The sequence below is a fragment of the Phreatobacter aquiterrae genome (assembly GCF_053471285.1).
Map to the genome: position 1 here is coordinate 270,521 of NZ_JBJPHW010000002.1, position 19,232 is coordinate 289,752.

20 protein-coding genes and 1 riboswitch are annotated in these 19,232 nt (G+C 68.7%); of the genes, 13 read left to right on the forward strand and 7 right to left on the reverse strand.

Annotated elements, in window-relative coordinates:
* The first annotated feature begins 9 nt into the window (after positions 1-9).
* Together ACJ4V0_RS03790 and cbiB are read left to right on the forward strand one after the other, a co-directional pair.
* Positions 10-804 carry an ABC transporter substrate-binding protein gene (locus tag ACJ4V0_RS03790; RefSeq protein ID WP_448298222.1) on the forward strand — a complete coding sequence of 265 codons (795 nt, stop codon included), beginning with the start codon at positions 10-12 and terminating at the stop codon, positions 802-804.
* The gene (cbiB, locus tag ACJ4V0_RS03795) at positions 788-1,762 is read left to right on the forward strand and encodes an adenosylcobinamide-phosphate synthase CbiB (RefSeq protein WP_448298223.1); all 975 of its coding nucleotides are present in this window, start codon (positions 788-790) and stop codon (positions 1,760-1,762) included. Before ACJ4V0_RS03790 ends, cbiB begins: the two co-directional genes overlap by 17 nt.
* Positions 1,763-1,768: 6 nt before the next feature.
* Here cbiB and ACJ4V0_RS03800 read toward each other — a convergent pair whose 3' ends face one another.
* From ACJ4V0_RS03800 to ACJ4V0_RS03815, 4 genes are read right to left on the reverse strand one after another with little or no spacing between them, the layout of a single operon-like run.
* Complete coding sequence (locus ACJ4V0_RS03800) at positions 1,769-3,208, reverse strand: cobyric acid synthase (protein ID WP_448298224.1); 1,440 nt, start codon at positions 3,206-3,208, stop codon at positions 1,769-1,771.
* 23 nt (positions 3,209-3,231) lie between these two features.
* Entirely contained in the window at positions 3,232-3,858 is a 627-nt protein-coding gene (cobO, locus tag ACJ4V0_RS03805) for a cob(I)yrinic acid a,c-diamide adenosyltransferase (protein WP_448298225.1), read from the reverse strand.
* Positions 3,855-4,403, reverse strand: a complete 549-nt coding sequence (gene cobU / locus ACJ4V0_RS03810; protein WP_448298226.1) for a bifunctional adenosylcobinamide kinase/adenosylcobinamide-phosphate guanylyltransferase — start codon at positions 4,401-4,403, stop codon at positions 3,855-3,857. The genes cobO and cobU overlap by 4 nt, the downstream gene beginning before the upstream one ends.
* A complete protein-coding gene (locus ACJ4V0_RS03815) occupies positions 4,400-4,792 on the reverse strand; it encodes a DUF1636 family protein (protein ID WP_448298227.1) in 393 nt (130 codons plus the stop codon). The genes cobU and ACJ4V0_RS03815 overlap by 4 nt, the downstream gene beginning before the upstream one ends.
* 123 nt (positions 4,793-4,915) lie before the next feature.
* Positions 4,916-5,112: riboswitch (cobalamin riboswitch) on the reverse strand.
* A 131-nt stretch (positions 5,113-5,243) separates the two neighbouring features.
* On the opposite strand from ACJ4V0_RS03815, the gene ACJ4V0_RS03820 reads away from it, so the two are divergent.
* The 8 genes from ACJ4V0_RS03820 (at position 5,244) to ACJ4V0_RS03855 (ending at position 13,206) form a co-directional block, all read left to right on the forward strand.
* The gene (locus ACJ4V0_RS03820) at positions 5,244-6,143 is read left to right on the forward strand and encodes a LysR family transcriptional regulator (RefSeq protein ID WP_448298228.1); all 900 of its coding nucleotides are present in this window, start codon (positions 5,244-5,246) and stop codon (positions 6,141-6,143) included.
* A 174-nt stretch (positions 6,144-6,317) separates the two neighbouring features.
* Complete coding sequence (locus tag ACJ4V0_RS03825; protein WP_448298229.1) at positions 6,318-7,286, forward strand: N-carbamoyl-D-amino-acid hydrolase; 969 nt, start codon at positions 6,318-6,320, stop codon at positions 7,284-7,286.
* Positions 7,283-8,137: an amino acid ABC transporter permease gene (locus tag ACJ4V0_RS03830; RefSeq protein WP_448298230.1), complete on the forward strand. Its 855-nt coding sequence runs from the start codon at positions 7,283-7,285 to the stop codon at positions 8,135-8,137. Before ACJ4V0_RS03825 ends, ACJ4V0_RS03830 begins: the two co-directional genes overlap by 4 nt.
* A complete protein-coding gene (locus ACJ4V0_RS03835; protein WP_448298231.1) occupies positions 8,134-8,925 on the forward strand; it encodes an amino acid ABC transporter ATP-binding protein in 792 nt (263 codons plus the stop codon). Before ACJ4V0_RS03830 ends, ACJ4V0_RS03835 begins: the two co-directional genes overlap by 4 nt.
* Before the next feature lie 64 nt (positions 8,926-8,989).
* A complete protein-coding gene (locus ACJ4V0_RS03840; RefSeq protein ID WP_448298232.1) occupies positions 8,990-9,814 on the forward strand; it encodes an ABC transporter substrate-binding protein in 825 nt (274 codons plus the stop codon).
* Entirely contained in the window at positions 9,801-10,691 is an 891-nt protein-coding gene (locus tag ACJ4V0_RS03845; RefSeq protein WP_448298233.1) for a polysaccharide deacetylase family protein, read from the forward strand. Before ACJ4V0_RS03840 ends, ACJ4V0_RS03845 begins: the two co-directional genes overlap by 14 nt.
* Before the next feature lie 219 nt (positions 10,692-10,910).
* Complete coding sequence (locus tag ACJ4V0_RS03850) at positions 10,911-11,753, forward strand: ABC transporter substrate-binding protein (RefSeq protein WP_448298234.1); 843 nt, start codon at positions 10,911-10,913, stop codon at positions 11,751-11,753.
* A 61-nt stretch (positions 11,754-11,814) separates the two neighbouring features.
* Positions 11,815-13,206, forward strand: a complete 1,392-nt coding sequence (locus ACJ4V0_RS03855; protein WP_448298235.1) for an amidohydrolase family protein — start codon at positions 11,815-11,817, stop codon at positions 13,204-13,206.
* A gap of 23 nt (positions 13,207-13,229) precedes the next feature.
* Here the strand turns inward: ACJ4V0_RS03855 and ACJ4V0_RS03860 are convergent, their stop codons facing one another.
* Both ACJ4V0_RS03860 and ACJ4V0_RS03865 read right to left on the reverse strand, forming a co-directional pair.
* Positions 13,230-14,156 carry an MBL fold metallo-hydrolase gene (locus ACJ4V0_RS03860; RefSeq protein ID WP_448298236.1) on the reverse strand — a complete coding sequence of 309 codons (927 nt, stop codon included), beginning with the start codon at positions 14,154-14,156 and terminating at the stop codon, positions 13,230-13,232.
* A 107-nt stretch (positions 14,157-14,263) separates the two neighbouring features.
* The gene (locus ACJ4V0_RS03865; protein WP_448298237.1) at positions 14,264-15,091 is read right to left on the reverse strand and encodes a phosphogluconate dehydrogenase C-terminal domain-containing protein; all 828 of its coding nucleotides are present in this window, start codon (positions 15,089-15,091) and stop codon (positions 14,264-14,266) included.
* 147 nt (positions 15,092-15,238) lie between these two features.
* Here ACJ4V0_RS03865 and ACJ4V0_RS03870 point away from each other — a divergent pair, with 147 nt between their 5' ends.
* The 3 genes from ACJ4V0_RS03870 to ACJ4V0_RS03880 are packed head-to-tail and all read left to right on the forward strand — an operon-like array spanning position 15,239 to position 18,611.
* Positions 15,239-16,504, forward strand: coding sequence for a ribulose-bisphosphate carboxylase large subunit family protein (locus ACJ4V0_RS03870; protein WP_448298238.1), 1,266 nt, complete (start codon positions 15,239-15,241; stop codon positions 16,502-16,504).
* Complete coding sequence (locus ACJ4V0_RS03875; protein WP_448298239.1) at positions 16,501-17,874, forward strand: four-carbon acid sugar kinase family protein; 1,374 nt, start codon at positions 16,501-16,503, stop codon at positions 17,872-17,874. The genes ACJ4V0_RS03870 and ACJ4V0_RS03875 overlap by 4 nt, the downstream gene beginning before the upstream one ends.
* A 17-nt stretch (positions 17,875-17,891) precedes the next feature.
* Positions 17,892-18,611, forward strand: coding sequence for a transcriptional regulator NanR (locus ACJ4V0_RS03880; RefSeq protein ID WP_448298240.1), 720 nt, complete (start codon positions 17,892-17,894; stop codon positions 18,609-18,611).
* Here the strand turns inward: ACJ4V0_RS03880 and ACJ4V0_RS03885 are convergent.
* The gene (locus ACJ4V0_RS03885) at positions 18,589-19,014 is read right to left on the reverse strand and encodes a DUF2177 family protein (RefSeq protein WP_448298241.1); all 426 of its coding nucleotides are present in this window, start codon (positions 19,012-19,014) and stop codon (positions 18,589-18,591) included. The two genes, ACJ4V0_RS03880 and ACJ4V0_RS03885, sit on opposite strands and share 23 nt — an antisense overlap.
* Positions 19,015-19,232: the final 218 nt, after the last annotated feature.

Here is a 19,232-nt window from a genome sequence, read left to right on the forward strand (position 1 = left end):
TTGCCGACCTTGGCCCAATCGCTTCCGCGCGTCGCCTCCATCAACATGTGCACCGACCAGTTGCTGGTCGACCTCGCGCGACCCGAGCAGATCGTCGGCCTCAGCCCCTTCGCGCGCGATGCGGCGCGATCTTGGATCGCCGCGAAAGCCGGCGGTTTCCCCATCCTCTCGGGCACGGCGGAGGAGATCCTCATCCTGAAGCCGGACCTGGTCGTCGCGGGCACCTTCACACGACGGGCGACCCGCGAGTTCATCCGCGCCCGCCGCATGCGGCTGGAGGAGTTCAGCGTGGTTCGCACGGTCGCTGACTCCAAGGCCCAGATCCTGCGGATGGCTGCACTGGTCGGCGCCGAGGAGCGCGGACGGCAGCGGGCCGGCGAACTCGACGCGGCCATGGACCGGCTCAGGACCGCCGCACGCGGGCAGCAGTTGCGGGTCCTGCCGCTGGCGCGACGCGGGTGGGTCGCCGGTCAGGACAGCGTTCTCACCGATCTCCTGACCGCTGCCGGGCTCGTCAATGCGGCGGGCGAGGCCGGCCGCCGCTCCGGCGGGTTCATGTCGCTCGAGGAGATCGTGCGGCTGCGGCCGGACGCCATTCTCGTCGGCCGCGAGGACGGTCGCGCCGAGGATCAGGGCCGCGCCCTGCTCCTGCACCCCGCCATCGCCGGGATGTTCCCGCCGGAGCGCCGCATCTTGATGTCGGAGGCGCTCACCGTCTGCGGCGGGCCGATGCTGGTCGGCGCCATCGAGTCCCTCGCCGCCCAGATCGCGGCGCTCCGGCCGCGCCGTGCTGATCCACGCTGACGCCCTTCTGATCCTGACGGTGGCCCTGATCGCCGATGCTGTGGTCGGCGATCCGGAGCGGCTCTGGCGCCGGCTGCCACACCCCGTCGTCTGGATGGGGACGCTGATCGGCGTGCTGGACCGCCGACTCAACCGGCCTGGGTGGCCCGGCGACAGGCGGCGCATTCTCGGTGTCGGCGCGCTGATCGTCATCGTCCTTGTGGCAGCCGCTGCAGGCGCGGCGGTCGAGACGGCGCTGCGACAACTGCCCGGTCATGTTGTCACCATCGGCCTCATCGCCTCGATCCTGATCGCCCAGAACAGCCTCTTCCGGCATGTGGCGCAGGTGGCGGCGGCCTTCGACGCGGGCGGCCTTGCCTCGGCGCGGCGCGCCGTCTCCCTCATTGTCGGCCGCGATCCCGACAGCCTCGACGAGGCCGGCGTCTGCCGCGCCGCCATCGAGACCGCGGCGGAGAATTTTTCCGACGGTGTCGTGGCCCCGGCCTTCTGGTTCGCCCTTCTTGGGCTGCCGGGTCTCGCCGCCTACAAGGCCATCAACACGGCCGATTCCATTATCGGCCACCTCTCGGAGCGTCATCGCGACTTCGGCTGGGCCGCAGCCCGGTTCGACGATCTGGTGAACCTCGTGCCGGCGCGCCTCTCGGGTCTCGCCATAGCCCTGGCCGCGCCCCTGGCTGGCGGCACGACTAGCGCGGCCTTGCACTGCATGCTGCGGGACGCGCGGCTGCACCGTTCGCCGAATGCCGGTTGGCCGGAGGCCGCCATGGCCGGCGCGCTCGAGCTGGCGCTGGCCGGACCACGCCGCTACGGCGCCCGTCTGGTGGACGATCCCTATCTGAACGGCGAGGAACGGAGGGAGGCGGGCCCGAGGGATATCCGCCGGGCGCTGCGCGTCTTCATCGGCGCCGGAGGGGTCGTGGGCGCAGCCGTCCTCATCGGCGCCGTGGCGCTTGGTTGAGCCGTCCTAGCGGCTGCGTGCAATGGCGAGGATCGCCTCGACGTCGAGGTGCCTCTCGCAGTGATCGGCGAGCGCATCGAGCGTCGCCTCGATACCCGTCTCGTAGGCGAGCGTGCTGCGGCGGCCGAAACCGGCGAGAAAGGCCTTGCGGAAGCCGTCGCTGGCGAAAAGGCCATGCACATAGCAGCCGGAGACACGGCCATCGGCCGAGGCCGCCCCGTCCATCTGGCCATCGATGTCGAGCAGCGGGCGCAGGCAGTCCGGCCCCGACGTCTGGCCGAGATGGATCTCGTAGCCCGACACCGACTGGCACGATTCGATGTGGCGGGCCTTGACCGGGCGGACTGTCTTCGCCGCAGCCATCACGGTGTGAACGTCGAGCAGGCCGAGCCCCGCGACGGTCTGGGGTCTGCCCTCGATGCCCTCTGGATCGGCGATCGAGCGGCCCAGCATCTGGTAACCGCCGCACACACCAAGCACCTGCCCTCCGCGCCGCACATGCGATGCGATGTCGATGTCCCAGCCCTGCGCACGCAGGAAGGCGAGATCGGCGATGGTCGCCTTGGATCCGGGCAGGATGACGAGGTCGGCCTCGACAGGGACAGGCGTTCCCGAGGGCACGAGGCGCAGGTCGACCTCGGGCTCCTGCGAGAGCGGATCGAGATCGTCGAAATTGGCGATGCGGGCGAGAACCGGCACGGCGACCACCATCCGCCCTGCACCCCCTCCCCGGTCGACGAGGTCCAGAGCATCCTCGGCCGGCAGGCGATGAGCGTCGGCGAACCACGGCACGACCCCGAGGGAGGGCCAGCCCGTGCGCGCCACGATGGCAGCGAGGCCATCATCGAACAGCGCCGCGTCGCCGCGGAACTTGTTGATGGCGAAGCCCCGGACCAGAGCGCGCTCTTCCGGCGCGATCACCGCGTGGGTGCCGACGAGGCTGGCGATGACGCCGCCGCGGTCGATGTCGCCGACGAGGACGACGGGCACGCCCGCCGCGAGGGCAAAGCCCATGTTGGCGATGTCGCCGGCGCGCAGGTTGATCTCGGCCGGGCTGCCGGCCCCCTCGACGAGGACGATGTCGGCCTCTTGCTCCATCAGCGAGAAGCTCTCGAGAACGCGCGGCATGAGGTCGGCCTTGCGCTCGCCAAAGGCCGCTGCCCGGAGGATTCCCGCGCGCTGCCCCTGCACGATCACCTGGGAGCCGGTGTCGGATTCCGGCTTCAGAAGGACCGGATTCATATGGACGGAGGCCGGAATGCCGGCCGCGCGCGCCTGCAGCGCCTGAGCCCTGCCGATCTCGCCGCCGGGGGCAGTCACAGCAGCGTTGTTCGACATGTTCTGGGGCTTGAAAGGGCGCACCGCCAGCCCCCGCCGGGCAAGTGCGCGCGCGAGGCCGGCGACCAGCGTCGACTTCCCGACATGCGAGCCGGTGCCCTGCAGCATGATGGCCGGCGTGCGCCCCGTTCTCAAAACTCGATGCCCTTCTGCGCCTTCACGCCCCCCCGGAACGGGTGCTTGACGAGCGCCATCTCGGTGACGAGGTCGGCGAGTTCGATCAGTTCGGCTTTGGCGTTCCGCCCGGTGATGACGACATGCTTGGCGGGCGGCTTCTCGACCTTGAGGAAGTCGACGATCTCTTCCACCGGCAGGTAGTCGTAGCGCAGGACGATGTTGAGTTCGTCCAGCAGCACGAACTGATGGCGGTCGTCACGGATCAGTTGCTTCGCCCGCTCCCAGGCGGCGCGGGCCGAGGCGATGTCCGCGGCGCGGTCCTGAGTGTCCCAGGTGAAGCCGTCGCCCATGATCTCCAGCGTGCAGAGATCGGGAAACCGGCGCAGCAGGATCGCCTCGCCGGTGACGTAGTCCGGCGCCTTGGTGAACTGCACCACGGCGACGGGGAGGCCATGGGCGATGTGGCGGAACACCATGCCGAGCGCCGCCGAGGTCTTGCCCTTGCCCGGACCGGTATGGACGATAATCAGCCCCTTTTCGGCCGTCTTGCCCGCCATGATCTTCGCCCTGGCGGCCTGATGCTTCCTCATCTTCTCGGCATGGCGGAGGTTCGCTGCGTCTTCGGTGCTGTCGATCGTCATGAGATGGAATGACCTTCGGAGGGTTGCTTGAGTGCCAGCGGCAGGCCGGCGGCGACGAAAACGACACGCGGACATGCCGCCGCGACCGCCTGGTTGAGACGCCCCTGCGCGTCACGGAAACGGCGGCCGAGGGGCGTCTCCGGCACCAACCCGAGGCCAAGTTCGTTGGAGACGAGAACGACCGGGCCGGCGGCGGCGGCCAGTGCCGCGAGGAGGTCGTCCTGGCGCGCGGCGACGTCGTCACCGCGCAGCATGACGTTGGACAGCCAGAGCGTCAGGCAGTCGATGAGAAGGGCCCTGCCAGGGCCCGTCTGGCTGCCGATCACGGCGGCGAGATCGAGCGGTTGCTCCACCGTCGACCAGCCGCCGTCGGCGCGGTCGGCCCGGTGCCGGGCGATGCGTTCACGCATTTCCGCATCCTGCGCCTCGGCCGTCGCGCAATAAGTGCGGACAAGGCCCGAGGCGACCACGAGACGTTCCGCGAAGGCCGACTTACCCGAGCGGGCGCCCCCCAGGACGAGGGTCGAGGACAGAGCCACCGTCATGCCGGCGCTCCGCCATCATCCGGCGACCAGTGTGGCGGCGGCACGCGGGCGATGATGCCGCGCTTCAACGCGTCCGGCCTGTCCTTCCACGGCACGAAGCCGTGATCCGCTTCCCGGCATGCCTTCGCCATCGCCACGATGGCGGGGGCGTCGCGGTCGGCATCGAGATCACCGAAGAGGAAGGTGTAGCCGCCCTCGGCGGAGAGCGAGACCGTGCAGACGCGCTTGCAGACGCTCAGGCACTGGGTGGGTCGGACGACCACATCCGCGGCGGCGGCCGCCTTGACCGCGTCGAACAACCGACGACCTGGCGCATCGGTGCGCTCGACGCCGGCCTGACGACAGGAGGTGCAGACCGTGATGATCACAGGTCCTATGAACTTGGACATACGTGACGATTCGTCATGGCAGACCGGTCGGCGCCAGACGCCCGCGGGCCAGCCCTGATGGTCGAGGCCCGGCATTCGGCCTCGCCAGCGCGCTCTCCGTGCTCCCCGCCGGATAGCGTCCATCAGCAGCAGTTCAGAGCAGCCGGTCTCCTGGCTCGCGACTCCATGCCGGCCCCAACCTTCCCAGCCCATGGGCCAGTGGTGTCGCGAGGCCTGCTCGTCGCCTACAGTTGCGGGGGCAGCCGCGGCATCGGACCCGAGGGTCCTGACCGCATTCCCGTTTCACCCTCGAAGAGGGCACTGCTCATAGGGGAGATGTCCCACATTCCATTCCGAGCCTCAAGCCACCGTTCGACAGGGCGAGGCCTCGGTAGCGGGTGTTCGCCTGCGGGGCAGCATGCTATTTGCTTGCCGACTTCCACCCTCTCCCAGTCCACGCGGGTGGCCGTCCGTGAATCTGCGCCAGCTTGAACTTCTCCGGGCCGTGATCCGTTGCGAGACGACTGTGGGCGCCGCGCGCGAACTCGGCCTGTCGCAGCCGGCGGTATCCAACGCCATCAAGCATCTGGAGGATCAACTCGGTTTCGCGTTGTTCGAGCGGATCAACAACCGCCTGTTCCCGACGCAGGAGGCCCGCACGCTCTACCAGGACTCCGAGCCGATCTTCGCCATGCACACTGCGCTGGAGGCGCGGGTCCAGGACCTGAGGGAGAACCGGGCGGGGCGCATCCGCATCATCGCCACGCCGCCCCTCGGCTACGGACCCATCCCGGTGGCGCTGCAGCGCTTTCTGGCGCGGCGCCCCAAGGTCCGCATCTCCTTCGACGTGCTGCGGCTGGAGGACGTGGCGGAAAAGGTCGAGCTCGGCGTATCGGAACTCGGCTTCGTCCTCGGCATCGGCGACCACCCGGCGCTGAAGGTCGAACCCGTCTATGAGGGGCGCATGGTCTGCGCGGTGCACAAGAGCCATCCGCTGGCGGAGCGCGGCGTGATCACGCCCGCCGATCTGCGCGGCGTCCCTTTCATCGCGCTGGAACGCGGCACACGGCTCGGTACGGCTGTCAGACAGGCCTTCGAGGCTGCGGCGGAGCCCTTCCACCTCGCCGTCGAGGTCCGCTACTGCCACACCGCCTGTGTCCTGGCGGCAAGCGGGATCGGGGTCGCGGTCGTCGATCCCTTCTCGCCGGTCGGAAGCGGCCGGCCGGACCTTGCCGTGATCCCCTTCGAACCGGCGACCGCCGTCCGCGCCTATGTCGTCTCCTCGCGCAGCCGGCCACTTTCGCGGCTGGCAGGGGATTTCCTGCGCGAAGTTCGCCTTGCCCTGAACGAGGCCGCCGAACGGCTGGCATGAGCTCGCGCCGCGGATCGTGGGAGAACCGTTTGCCATCAGCGCCCCTATTTGCCTAGCAAATAGGCTTGCCCAAAAAATCATAGTCTGCAGCATTGTCCCATCGTCGGCCTCGTCGCAGTCTGACCCGCGGTTCCCCATCGAAGGGGCTGCCGAGGTCCCGAGACAGAGGTCTTCATGTCCCGCATCCTGCGCGTCGCGGCTGCCCAGATGGGTCCGAACCAGCGTGCCGACGCCCGTTCCGACATTCTCGGCCGCATGATCGCACTGCTCGACCGGGCAGCCGACCAGGGCGCCGATCTCGTCGTCTATCCCGAACTCGCCTTCACCACCTTCTTTCCGCGCTGGTTGCTGCAGCCGGGTGAGGTCGATGCCTATTTCGAGGCGGCCATGCCGAACCCGGACGTCGCGGCGCTGTTCCACCGGGCGCGCGAGCGCCGCGTCGGTTTCTATGTCGGTTATGCGGAACTCGCCGAGGGCCGCCATTTCAACACGGCCATCACGGTCGGACCGGACGGGGCGGTGCTCGGCAAGTACCGGAAGGTCCATCTGCCCGGTTCCATCGAGCCGCGTGCCGGCGACCGCTTCCAGCAACTCGAGAAGCGCTACTTCGACTACGGCGACCTCGGCTTTCCGGCTTTCTGGGGGCCGAAGGAATGGCATGAGCCGATCCTCGGCATGCTCGTCTGCAACGACCGGCGCTGGCCCGAAGCCTGGCGCTGCTACGGCCTCCAGGGCGTGGAGCTCATGCTCATCGGCTACAACTCGGCCGCCTATGATCCGAACGGCGGCACAACCGAGAACGAGGACTTGCGCACGTTCCACTCGACGCTGGCGGTGCAGGCCAACGCCTACATGAACGCCACCTGGGCCGTTTCGGTCGCCAAGGCCGGCAATGAGGACGGCTCCGGACTGATCGGCGGCTCCTGCATCGTCGATCCGAACGGCGTCGTGGTGGCGCAGGCACAGACGCTCGGCGACGAGGTTCTCGTGGCCGAGGTCGATCTCGACGCCTGCCGGCAGGGCAAGGACAAGATGTTCAACTTCGCAGCCCACCGCCGGCCGCAGCATTACCGCGCCATCGTCGACCAGGTCGGCGCGATGCTGCCGCCCAAGCCGGCCGCCGAGGAAAGGCTCAGCGCATGACCCCGCCCGCCGCGTCCCATCCCCTGCTGCCCGACATCTCCGGGCACAGCATCGTCGCCGAGCGCTACTGGGGCCGCTGGGTCGCCGTCGCGATCATCCTCCTGGTCCTCGCCGCACTCGCCCGCGCCTTCGCCGTCGGCCAGATCGAGTGGGAATTCGTCGGCCAGTTCCTGACCGCGAAATCGATTCTCGAAGGCCTCGCCAACACCATCCTGATGACCATCGGCGCAATGACACTCGGCGTCGTGCTCGGCGTCGTCACCGCCGTCATGCGTATGTCGCCCAATCCGGTGCTGAAGGGCGTCGCCATGGGCTATGCGTGGCTGTTTCGCGGCACCCCGGTCATCCTGCAGCTGCTGCTCTGGTTCAACCTGGCGCTGATCTTCCCGACCCTCGGCATTCCCGGCCTCTTCTCGTTTCGCACCGTGGACGTGATGACGCCGGCGGTGGCGGCCCTCCTCGGCCTCGGCATCAACCAGGGCGCCTATACGTCGGAGGTGATGCGTGCCGGCATGCTCTCCGTCGACGTCGGCCAGTATGAGGCAGCCAAATCCATCGGCATGACCCGGCTGACGGCGCTGCGCCGGATTGTCTTCCCGCAGGCCATGCGGGTCATCATTCCGCCGCTGGGCAACGAATTCATCGGCATGGTGAAGCTGACATCGCTCGCCAGCGTCATCCAGTATTCCGAGATCCTGCACAACGCGCAGAACATCTATTACGCCAACTCGCGGGTCATCGAACTCCTGATCGTGGCGGCAATCTGGTACCTCGTCGTGGTGTCGGTCCTCACCCCGGCGCAGATGCTGCTGGAGCGCCACTATGGCCGCGGCGCGGGGGTCGGCCGATGAGCACGCTCACCCCTCCCCCGGGCCTCACCCCCATCGTTTCGATCATCGATGTCCACAAGAGCTTCGGCACCTTCAAGGCGGTCGACAGCGTGTCGCTCGATGTCGTTCCGGGCGAGGTCGTCTGCATCATCGGCGCCTCCGGCTCCGGAAAGACCACGCTGCTCCGCTGCATCAACCAGCTCGTGCAGATCGACAGGGGCGCCATCTGGGTCGACGGCGAGCTCGCCGGCCTCAGGATCGATGGCGACAAGCTCTACCACCTGCCGGAGAAGGAGATCGCCCGCCAGCGCCTCGCCACCGGCATGGTGTTCCAGCGTTTCAATCTGTTCCCGCACCTCACCGCGCTCGAGAACATCATCGAGGGGCCGGTGCAGGTGCTCGGCAAGCCGAAACGCGACGCGGTCGAGGAGGCTCATGCCCTGCTGAAGCGGGTCGGCCTCTCCGAAAAGGCCGATGCCTATCCGACCAACCTGTCGGGCGGCCAGCAGCAGCGCGTCGCGATCGCCCGCGCGCTGGCGATGAAGCCGAAGCTGATGCTCTTCGACGAGCCGACCTCGGCCCTCGATCCCGAACTCGTCGGCGAGGTTCTCGCCGTCATGCGCGAGCTCGCGGCCTCCGGCATGACCATGATCGTGGTGACCCACGAACTGGGTTTCGCCCGAGAGGTCGCCGACCGCGTGGTTTTCATGGACCACGGCGCCATCGTCGAGATGGGCCCCGCGAGCCAGGTGCTGGGATCGCCGACGGAGGCGCGCACCAGCGCCTTCATCGCTGCGGTGCTGGCATGACCGCCCTTCCCACCGATCAGAGCCGGAACCATCGGCCGCCCTTCCAGACACCAGGAGCCACGCCATGCTGAAACGACTGATGCTCTCCGCCGCCCTTTGCGTCACCGCCTTTGCCGCCGGAGCGCAGGAACTTCCTGCGGCCGTCAAGCAGCGCGGCACGATCATCGCCGCGGTCATCCCCAACTACCCGCCGCTGGAGATGAAGAACCCGCAGACGGGCGAACTCACCGGCTTCGACATCGAACTCGGCAACGCCATCGCCGCCAAGCTCGGCGTGCGCATGCAGTGGCAGGAGACGAGCTTCGAGCAGATGCTGTCCGCCGTCCGAACCGGCCGCGTCGACATCATCCTGTCCGGCATGAGCGACCTGCCGGCGCGCCAGGAGACGGCGACCTTCATCAACTACATCCGCTCGGGCACGCAGTTCTTCACCCAGCATTCCCGCGCGAGCGAATTCCCCAACCGCGAGGCCCTCTGCGGCAAGACGGTCGGCGCCTCGCGCCGCACCTCGCTGCCGGCCGAGATCAAGGCCTTCTCGGACGCCAGCTGCGTCGCCCAGGGCCGTCCGGCCATCAACTATGTCGGCACGGAAGGCTCGGCCGATGCGCGCACGCAGCTCCGCCAGGGCCGTATCGACGCCGCCATGCAGGGCTCGGAGACGCTGCCCTACATCATGGGCCTCGAACCCAACACCTTCGCCCTCGTCGGCGAGCCGACCCGCTTCACGCTGATGGGCATCGCCACGGCCAAGGAAGCCGAAGAGCTGCGCCAGGCGATCGTCGGGGCGCTGAAGGCGCTCATCGCCGACGGCACCTACAAGCAGCTTCTCGCCAAGTGGCAGCTGCAGCCCTCGGAACTCACGGAGATCACCATCAATGCCGGTCGCTAGTCTCGACGCCCTGCCGCTGCTGCCCGCCAACCGGGCGCCGCTCTCGCCGGTCTATCCCTGGCCGGAGGGCAACAAGGCCGCCGTGTTCCTGTCCTTCGATGTCGATGCGGAATCGGCCTGGACGGCGAAGGACCCGAACCACTACGAGCGGCTCGTCACCATGTCCTATGGCGGCTTCGAGGCCCGCGTCGGCGTGCCGAAGCTGCTGGAGATGCTGCGCGAGCAGGAGCTGAAGGCGACCTTCTTCATCACGGGATGGGCGATCGAGGCCCATACCGCGATGTGCGAGGCGATCCTCAAGGACGGGCACGAGGTCGGCCACCACGGCTTCCACCACCTGATGCCCGATCCCGGCGCGCCGCACATCGTCGAGGAGATGGACAAGGGTCTCGACAGCCTGAAGCGCAAGCTCGGCGTGGTGCCGGTCGGCTACCGCGCGCCGCTCGGCGAGAGCTGCGAGGAGTTGCGCGTGCTCCTGAAGACGCACGGCTTCCTCTATTCCTCGTCGTGGCGCGACGACGTCCGGCCCTATCGCCAGGTGCTGGCCGACGGCACGCCGGGGGTCATCGAGCTTCCCGCCACGATGACCTTCGACGACTGGATGTACGGCCTCACCCACCGCTACTCGCCGCGCCCGCTGTTTCCCCGCGAGCACGTGCTGTCGATATGGAACGACGAGCTGGCCGAGACACGCGACTGGGGCGGGCTCATCACCACCGTCCTGCACCCGCAGGTCTCGGGACGGCCGATGCGTCTGAAGCTGCTGCGCGAGTTCCTCGAACACGTGAAGAGCTATGGCGACGTGTGGATCGGCACGGGTCGCGAGATCGCCGGCCACTTCGCGTCCTGCGAGGCGGCGGACACCAAGGCGGGGTAAGGACCAAGGGCACGTTGCCCCTCACCTCCATCCTCTCCCCGCACGCGGGGAGAGGGGACCACGACCTCCCGCGATATCGCCGCGTGAGGTGCCGGGCGCGGCGGATCGGTCTCGAAGCGCGACGCCTGTGCCCCTCGCCCCGCTGGCGGGGAGAGAGAAGGGTGAGGGGCCGCAAGGACCGCTTGCCGACCAGTTGTCGACATCAAAGGGGACAGAGCCATGACCTTCCGCACGACCCTTCTCGCTGCCGGCCTCGCCGCGCTTGTGACCACCACCGCCTCCGCCCAGCAGCCCATCCCGCTGCCCGACGCCATCCGCACCGCCGGTGTGGTGCGCATCGGCATCGAGGCGACCTATCCGCCCATGGCCTACAAGGACCCGGCGACCAACGAGCGCCGCGGCTTCAACGTCGATCTGGTCACCGAGATCGCCAAGGTGCTGGGGCTGCGCATCCAGTGGGAGGAGATGGCCTTCGCCCAACTCATCCCGGCGCTGACGACCAACCGCATCGATTTCTCGGGGTCGTCGATGACCGACCTTCCGGCGCGCCGCGAGCGCCTCTCCTTCGTCGACTATGTCTCGACCGGCCCGCAGATCTTCGCCATGACCGCCCTGGCGGCCGACATCAACCAGCCGACGGACCTCTGCGGCAAGTCCATCGCCACGCCGCGCACCACCGCCTATTTCCCGACGCTTCAGGCGTGGAGCCAGGCGAACTGCGTCGCCCAGGGCCGGCCGGCCATCAACGTCGTCGGCACCGAGGGTGCCGCCGCCACCCGTACCGACCTGCGCCAGAGCCGCGTGAATGCTGCGGTTCTGGGCGCCGAATATGTCGTCTACCTCTCCCAGCAGGAGCCGGGGGCGATCAAGCGCATCGGCACGCCGATCGGCCGCAACATGTCGGGTCTCGCCTTCCCGAAGGAGTCGACCGTCCTGCGTGATGCGGTGGCCGCCGCGCTCAACCGGCTGATCGAGAACGGCACCTACATGACGCTGCTGAAGAAGCATGGGCTGGAGGCACAGGCGCTGCCGCGCGCCGAGATCGATGCCGGCCAGCCCTGATCGGCACGGCAGGTGCGGGCCCAATGCGGGTCCGCACCTGCCCCTTTGAAGAGCGGCGGCCATGAACATCCTGATCACCCACGCCGTCGTCGTCACCGGCGACGATGCCCGGACGATCCACGCCGATGCCGCCGTTGCGGTCACCAGCAACCGCATCGCCGCCGTCGGCGCGACCGCTGATCTGGAGCGCGACTACCCGCGCCACGAGCGTTTCGACGCCCGCGGCCTCGCGGTCTTTCCCGGCTTCGTCAACGCCCATACGCACACCGTGCTGCTGGCGCTGCGCGGCACCATCGAGGACTGGCCGGGCGAAGCGATCTATCGCTACATGACGCCGATCTCCTACGCGATGAGCTGGGAAGAGCGGTCAGTCATCGCCCAGCTGGGCTGTCTCGAGGCGATCCGCTCCGGGACCACGACACTGGTCGATCCGTTCCGTCACGTCACGACCTATGCGCCGGCCATGGCGCAGACAGGCATGCGGCTGTGGCTGACAGAGAGCTGCGCCGACATCGACACGCGCAGGATCCGCCACGGCGAATACCAGGTCGACGAGGCCTTCGGAGCCGCCTTTCTCGACCGCGCGACCGCGCTCATCGAGGGGTTCCACGGGTCCTCCGGCGATCGGGTGCGCTGCCAGGCTGCGGCCCATGCCCCCGACAATTGCTCGCCGGCAATGCTGCGCGCCGTGCGCGACATGGCCGAGAGATACAGCCTCACGCGCACCATCCACCTGTCACAGAGCCCCGGCGAGGTCGCAGCGGTGAAGGCGGCCCACGGGCTCACCTCAACGGAGTATCTCGACCGCGAGGACTTCCTCGGACCCGATCTCGTCGCCGCGCACTGGACATTCTGCACCGAGGACGACATTCGCCTGCTGGCGCCCAAAGGCGTGCAGATGGCGCATACGCCGGCCAGCATCTCGCGCCGCAACTTCCACAAGGTCCGCATCGGCCAGATTCGCGATGCCGGCGTGAAGGTCGTCTTCGGCACCGACAACATGAGCGAGGACATGTTCCAGGCCATGGCCTTCGGCAGCATCGTCCATCGCACCGGCCGCGGCCGCGAGGTGGAAGGCGGCGTCGACCCCTCGCCCGAGCAGATCCTGGATTCGGTGACGCGGCTGGCGGCCGCCTCCGTCGGCGCCGGCAGGGAGATCGGCTCGATCGAGGCTGGCAAGAAAGCCGACCTCACCTTCATCGACCTGAATGCGCCAGCGCTCAGGCCGCTCATCCGCCTCGTCTCGAACGTCGTTCACTACGGCCATCCCGGCACGGTCCATTCGGTCATGACGGACGGCGAGTTCCTGATGCGCGACCGCAAGGTGCTGACCATCGACGAACCGGCGCTGATCCGCGAGGCGGAGGCGGTGACGCGGCGCGTCTGGGAGCGGATGATCGCCGACAATCCCGACATCGCGCCGCCGCCGGGCGAGTTGCGCTGGCTAGGCTGACGTGCCGCCGACGAAGGCCTCAACTACCGGGCGAGGTCATAGACCCCATCGACCAGAGCGACCCTGCCCTGCTCCATCAGTTCGTCGAGGTGCTGGCGGATCGACCGCCGCTCGACATCCGTCACCCACAGTTCCTCGTAGTCGGGCGGATAGAGGAGGCGGCAGGCGACCAGATCCTCGAGCGATTTCGGTGAGGCTCCGAGAAGATCCAGAAGATGCTGCTCGCGCGAAGCGAGTTTCGCCTCGAAGGCCGCGAGATCGGCAAGGAACGTCGCGCGGTCCGTATAGACACCGCGATGGTGGCCTGTGATCCAGACGTTCGTAGGAAGATCGGGGAGTTGCTTCAGGGTTTTCCGGAAGCTCGCCAGCGATGACGAGGCGTCGCCGTAGTAAGGGCCGAATCCGCTGAGGTCGATGTCGCCGATGAAGGCGATGCCATGCGGTTCGATCAGGAGCGCGCAGTGCCCCGCCGTATGGCCCGGCATGTGGACCGCCCTCAGCCGCATCCCTCCGAGATCCCAGACCGCGCCGTCGTCATAGGGAACCGCGTCGGGCCGGGGGGCGTAGTGGAATTCGCGCTGCAGCTTCGCGAGAAGGGCCGGCCGCACGGCCTGGCTGACGCCAAGGGCATCGGCATAGCCCTGCCAGCTCCGGGCGGCGGGGATATCGTCGCGATGGACATGCACCGGCGCGTACGGCAGGCGGTGGAGACCTGCCATGTGGTCTTCGTGGACATGGCCGAGCACGACCAGATCGGCCGCGTCGAACGGCTCGCCGATCCGGTTGGCGACGAGCGGCGCGTCGAGCGCAGCCCGGGTGTCGCGCCCCGTGACGATGACCTGATTGGCCTCCGGGTACTTTCCGTTCTTCTCGCCGAAGAAGACGGTCACCGGGCCGAAATCGGCCCTCGCCGTCGCCATTGCGGCCGGACGGGCCTCCTGCATGCTCATTCACCCGCTCCCTCGGCCGGTTCGGCCATTGGGCTCCATTGTCGCAACAAGGTCTGCCGCGCCCAAGACGCCGTTCGGCCGATCCGGACCCCGGCACCTATCTCCGCTCAGGTGATCCGGCGAACGCTGGCGAGAATCTCCTCGGGCTCGAAGAGCTGCTTCCAGTCGGGTTTCAGGATCGTCTCCTTGCCATAGACGATCGCCTTGTTGCAGGCGTCGGAGAACACCCCCTGGATCTCCTGGAAGGTGACAGCGGCGAGAATGTTCATGTGGCCGAGCAGGAAGTCACGGGCCGCCTCGCGTGGCACGCCGCGCGCGATCGCCTCTTCCATCGCGTCCCGCATGGCGTCCAGCAAGGTGGCGCAGACCGTCTCGGACAAGCCCGGTTCGAGGATCGCCATCTGCTCGACGGTGACGCGGTGGGAGCGCATGACCGGCGCCCACAGGGCGCGGGCGACCTCCTCGCCGAGGACATAGTGTTCCTCCGGCCCCTGCATCAGCGCGTTGACGATGTGCTGCCTGGCGGCGATGCCGCCGAAATGATCGGCCCGGGCGGCCGGATCGGTCTCGTCATTGAAGATCGGCGGGTGGCACGGATGGGTGACGAAATAGGTGATGTCCGCGCGCTCGGGCAGGTGGCCGGCATGGGGCGCCGCGGCATCGAGGATCACCACCATGGTCCCGGCCCCGAGCTTCGGCACGAGGCTCTGCGTGACCGCGCCGATCACCGTATCGGGAACCGCCAGCACCACCACCTGCGCCGTGGCGATCGCCTCCTCCGCCGCGACGCAGGAGATGCCGTGGGCCTCCGCGAAGCGGGCGCGGCCGGCCTCGCTGACCTCGACAGGCAGGACGGAGAAGCGCGAGGCGACGAGATTGCGGCCGATCCGCATGCCCATCTTGCCGCCTGCGCCGAACAAAGCGACTGCCGTCATCGATCCCGCTCCAGTGGTTTGCGCCCTACAAGCCGGCGCGCCGTGGGCGATCTCCCATGGGCCCGCGAGAATTGTCAATCTGGTATGATGACCTTATGAGTTGATGATCCGCGGCCTGTCGCGCCCGGTTTTGAAACGGAGCATGGCGTGCAGGCACCAGAGCGGATCGAAGCGGACTATTGGCTCGAGACGCCGGGCGATCCGCGGCGCACGGCCGAGGTCATGGCCGGCGAGCAGTCGAGCGGTACGTTCGTCGCCGTGCCCGGCGAGACACCCGAACTGACCGCACGGGCGGCGGCCCGCGTCGAGCGGCTGGAACTGCTCGACAGCGCAAACGCGCCGAGCCTGCCCTCCGCGACGCCTCAGGCCTTTCCCGTTCCGGGCGACTACCGCCGCGCCCGCGTGACCCTGTCCTGGCCGCTGGAGACGCTCGGCCCCTCGCTCCCCAACCTCGTCGCGACCGTCGCCGGCAATCTGTTCGAACTCCGACAGGTCAGCGGCCTGCGGCTCCTCGACATCCGCCTGCCGGCCGCCTTCGCCGATGCCTATGGCGGCCCGCGCTTCGGGGTGGCGGGCACGCGCAAGCTTGCCGGCGTCGCGACCGGCCCGCTGATCGGCACCATCATCAAGCCGAGCGTCGGTTTTGGGCCTGAGGAGACGGCGGATCTGGTGGCGACGCTCGTTCAGGCGGGCATCGACTTCATCAAGGACGACGAATTGCAGTCCGACGGCCCCCTCTGTCCCTTCAAGGCGCGGGTGGAGGCGGTCATGCGGGTGGTCAGGTCCGAGGCCGACCGCCGCGGGCGTCAGGCGATGGTCGCCTTCAACATCACCGGCGATCTCGACCAGATGAAGCGCCGCCACGACCACGTGCTCAAGGCCGGCGGCACCTGCGTGATGGCGAGCCTGAACTCGGTCGGGCTGGTCGGCATGATCGAGCTCGGCCGCTTCACGCAACTGCCCATCCACGGCCATCGCAACGGCTGGGGCTACATGTCCCGGGCGCCGGGGCTCGGCTGGGACTACCGCGCCTGGCACAAGCTGTGGCGCCTCGCCGGAGCCGACCACCTTCATGTCAACGGCCTCGCCAACAAGTTCAGCGAGCCCGACGAAAGCGTCATCGCATCCGCGCGGGCGTGCCTCTCGCCGCTGTTCCGGCATCGCGACGACACCGTCATGCCCGTCTTCTCCTCCGGCCAGACCGTGCGGCAGGCGGCGGGCACCTACGCCGCACTCGGCACCACCGACCTGATCTTCGCGGCCGGCGGCGGTATCCTCGCCCATCCGGACGGGCCGGCCGCGGGCGTCGCCGCGCTGCGGGAGGCCTGGGACGCGGCGATCGCCGGCCAGCCGATCGAACAGGCGGCCCGCGACCGTCCGGCGCTCGCCGCGGCCCTCGGGCGGTTCGCATGACCGAGCTGCCTCCGGGACCCCTGCTCGCGTTCTATGGCGACGACTTCACCGGCTCCACCGCCGCGATGGAGGTGATGGCCTTCGCCGGGCTGAGCTCGGTCATGTTTCTCGACGTGCCGACGCCGCAGCGTCTCGCCCGCTTTGCCGACCGGCGCTGCATCGGCATTGACGGCATCGCCCGCTCGCGCTCGCCGGACTGGATGAACGCCGCGCTGCCACCGATCTACGCGGCCCTCGCCCGGCTCGGCGCGCCGCTCGTCCACTACAAGGTCTGCTCCACCTTCGATTCTGCGCCACATATCGGCTCGATCGGGCGCGCCGTCGATCTCGGCGCGGCGACCTTCCCTGCGCGCTGGATTCCACTGGTCGTCGGCGCTCCTGCCCTGGCGCGCTACCAGGCCTTCGGGACGCTGTTCGCCGGCATGGGTGGCGCCGCCTACCGGCTCGACCGGCACCCGGTCATGGCGAGCCATCCCGTCACGCCCATGGACGAGGCGGACATCACGCGGCACCTCGCCCGGCAGACGGTGCGCCGCATCGGCCTCATCGATGTCGCCGCCCTCAAGCGCGGCGAGGGCGATGCACGGCGCGCGATGCTGGCCGGCGACGACGCGCCGGTGGTCGCCATCGACGTGCTGGACGACGAGACCCTCGCCCTGGCCGGCGAGCTGATCTGGCATCATCGCGGCGAGGGGCGCTTCGTCGCGGGGTCGCAGGGCGTCGAATATGCCCTCGTCGCGCACTGGCGCGCGGCGGGGCTGATCCCTGAGGCGCCCGCCGCCATGACCCTGCCTTCGGTGGAGCGGATCGCGGTCGTGTCCGGCTCCTGTTCCCCGGTCACGGCACGGCAGATCGCCCATGCCGAGCAGAACGGCTTTGCCGCGATCCGCATCGAGGTGAACCGCGCCACCGATCCGGCCAGTTGGGAGGCCGAGATCGGCCGCGTCGCCAGCCTTGGCCTGGCGGCTCTCGGCACGGGCGCTTCGCCGATTGCCTATACCGCCCGCGGCCCAGATGACCCCGCCATCGCCGCACTTGCCGAAGCCTGCCGCAGTGCCGGCGCGGCCCCTTCCGACGTCAACGACCGCATCGGCGCCGGACTGGGGTCGTTGCTCGGGCAGATCCTCGACGGGAGCCATCTCCGTCGTGCTGTCATCGCCGGCGGCGACACGTCGGGCCACGCGACGCTCGGGCTCGGCATCGATGCCCTGTCCGCCGCGGCGGCACTGGCCCCCGGCGCGCCGCTCTGCCGGGCCCATGCCGAACGCCCCGATCGCGACGGACTCGAACTGGCGCTGAAGGGCGGCCAGATCGGCGCGGATGACTATTTCAGCGCCGCGCGCCACGGTGGCGCGCTCGCGCCGGCCTGACGGGGATGACGACAACCGTGACCGAAGGCCCCATCCAGCGCCGCAAGCTTTATCAGGAGGTGGTCGACCGGCTGATGGCGCGCATCGAGGCCGGCGATTTCCCGCCCGGCACGCGGCTACCCTCCGAACGCGAGCTGATGGACGCCTATGGCGTCGGGCGTCCGGCGATCCGCGAGGCGCTGCAGCAGCTCGAACGCTCGGGCATCGTCACCATCAGCCACGGCGAGCGGGCGCGGGTCGTGCTGCCGACAGCGGACGGCATGCTGGACCAGATCGGCGACGCGGCGCGCTACCTGCTGCGGGTGCAGCCGCGTTCCCTCGACGACCTGAAGGAGGCACGGATCTTCCTGGAGGCAGGCCTCGTGCGGCTTGCGGCTGAGCGTGCCGATCCTGCCGGTCTCGCGCTTCTGCGCCAGCGGCTGGCCGAGCAGCGTGACGCCTCTTCGGCGGACTTCCTCGCCCGCGACATCGCCTTTCACCGCCAGATCGCGGCGATGAGTGGCAATCCGATCTTTCCGGCCGTCGTCGAGGGGCTGCTGACCTGGCTCGGCGACCACTACACCATGCTGGTGCGCGCGCCCGGCGCCGAAAGCGCCACGCTTCAGGAACACCAGCGCATCCTGGACGCCATCGCCGCAGGAGCCGCGGACGAGGCGGCGAGGGCCATGACAGACCATCTCAACCGCGCCAGCGACCTCTACCGTCACGCAGCCGCTACGCTGCCGCGCGAGCGTTGAACCATCTCGCGGCGGCGACGCCCAGCACCGCCGAAGTCGCGGTCAGAAGAGCTCCCCAGATCGTATCGACGACGACCAGGCTCCAGCTCCACACGCGCAACGTGGCGTGGTTGGTCAGTTCGTAGGTGGCGTAAGCGAAGAAGCCGAAGGCGGCGCCGCGGATCGCGGCCGTCGCAAGCGACCGCGAAGCGAGGGCCGGAAGGCTGGCGAAATAGAGAATGCCAACTGGAAACATCAGGTAGAAGAGGATGGCAGGGGCGAGGCGCGCCTGTTCGAGAATGATGTCGCCGACAACCGCGCGGAACATCGGCACGCCCGCCGAGAACAGCCAGACGAGATCGATTAGCAGGAAGGCGAGGAAGGTCGCTCCATAGGCGATGATGGTGATGCGCGGTGCGGGCACGTCCGTTCTCCTGACGATCCAGAGGCATGGCCGGGGCCGATGAGCGGCCGTCGGATTGTTTTGTTGGCCGGCGTGCGAATTTCTTCCCGCACCTTTCGGCTGCTGTTGTCCTGAATACGCAGGCCGAACCCTCACGGACCATTCCAAAGCCGATGAGATAGGGGGACGCCTCGACAGCACGTTCTGCCGGACATGCCGTGGGCGGTTCACATCATGGT

What these genes read in the sequence shown, in the direction of transcription:
- ACJ4V0_RS03840 (WP_448298232.1), top strand. Translation starts at nt 8,990, where the DNA reads ATGCTGAAACGACTGATGCTCTCCGCCGCCCTTTGCGTCACCGCCTTT.
- ACJ4V0_RS03875 (WP_448298239.1), top strand. Translation starts at nt 16,501, where the DNA reads ATGACCGAGCTGCCTCCGGGACCCCTGCTCGCGTTCTATGGCGACGAC.
- ACJ4V0_RS03845 (WP_448298233.1), top strand. Translation starts at nt 9,801, where the DNA reads ATGCCGGTCGCTAGTCTCGACGCCCTGCCGCTGCTGCCCGCCAACCGG.
- ACJ4V0_RS03835 (WP_448298231.1), top strand. Translation starts at nt 8,134, where the DNA reads ATGAGCACGCTCACCCCTCCCCCGGGCCTCACCCCCATCGTTTCGATC.
- ACJ4V0_RS03865 (WP_448298237.1), bottom strand. Translation starts at nt 15,091, where the DNA reads ATGACGGCAGTCGCTTTGTTCGGCGCAGGCGGCAAGATGGGCATGCGG.
- ACJ4V0_RS03850 (WP_448298234.1), top strand. Translation starts at nt 10,911, where the DNA reads ATGACCTTCCGCACGACCCTTCTCGCTGCCGGCCTCGCCGCGCTTGTG.
- ACJ4V0_RS03855 (WP_448298235.1), top strand. Translation starts at nt 11,815, where the DNA reads ATGAACATCCTGATCACCCACGCCGTCGTCGTCACCGGCGACGATGCC.
- cobU (WP_448298226.1), bottom strand. Translation starts at nt 4,403, where the DNA reads ATGACGGTGGCTCTGTCCTCGACCCTCGTCCTGGGGGGCGCCCGCTCG.
- ACJ4V0_RS03800 (WP_448298224.1), bottom strand. Translation starts at nt 3,208, where the DNA reads ATGCTGCAGGGCACCGGCTCGCATGTCGGGAAGTCGACGCTGGTCGCC.
- ACJ4V0_RS03860 (WP_448298236.1), bottom strand. Translation starts at nt 14,156, where the DNA reads ATGAGCATGCAGGAGGCCCGTCCGGCCGCAATGGCGACGGCGAGGGCC.
- ACJ4V0_RS03830 (WP_448298230.1), top strand. Translation starts at nt 7,283, where the DNA reads ATGACCCCGCCCGCCGCGTCCCATCCCCTGCTGCCCGACATCTCCGGG.
- ACJ4V0_RS03825 (WP_448298229.1), top strand. Translation starts at nt 6,318, where the DNA reads ATGTCCCGCATCCTGCGCGTCGCGGCTGCCCAGATGGGTCCGAACCAG.
- ACJ4V0_RS03815 (WP_448298227.1), bottom strand. Translation starts at nt 4,792, where the DNA reads ATGTCCAAGTTCATAGGACCTGTGATCATCACGGTCTGCACCTCCTGT.
- cobO (WP_448298225.1), bottom strand. Translation starts at nt 3,858, where the DNA reads ATGACGATCGACAGCACCGAAGACGCAGCGAACCTCCGCCATGCCGAG.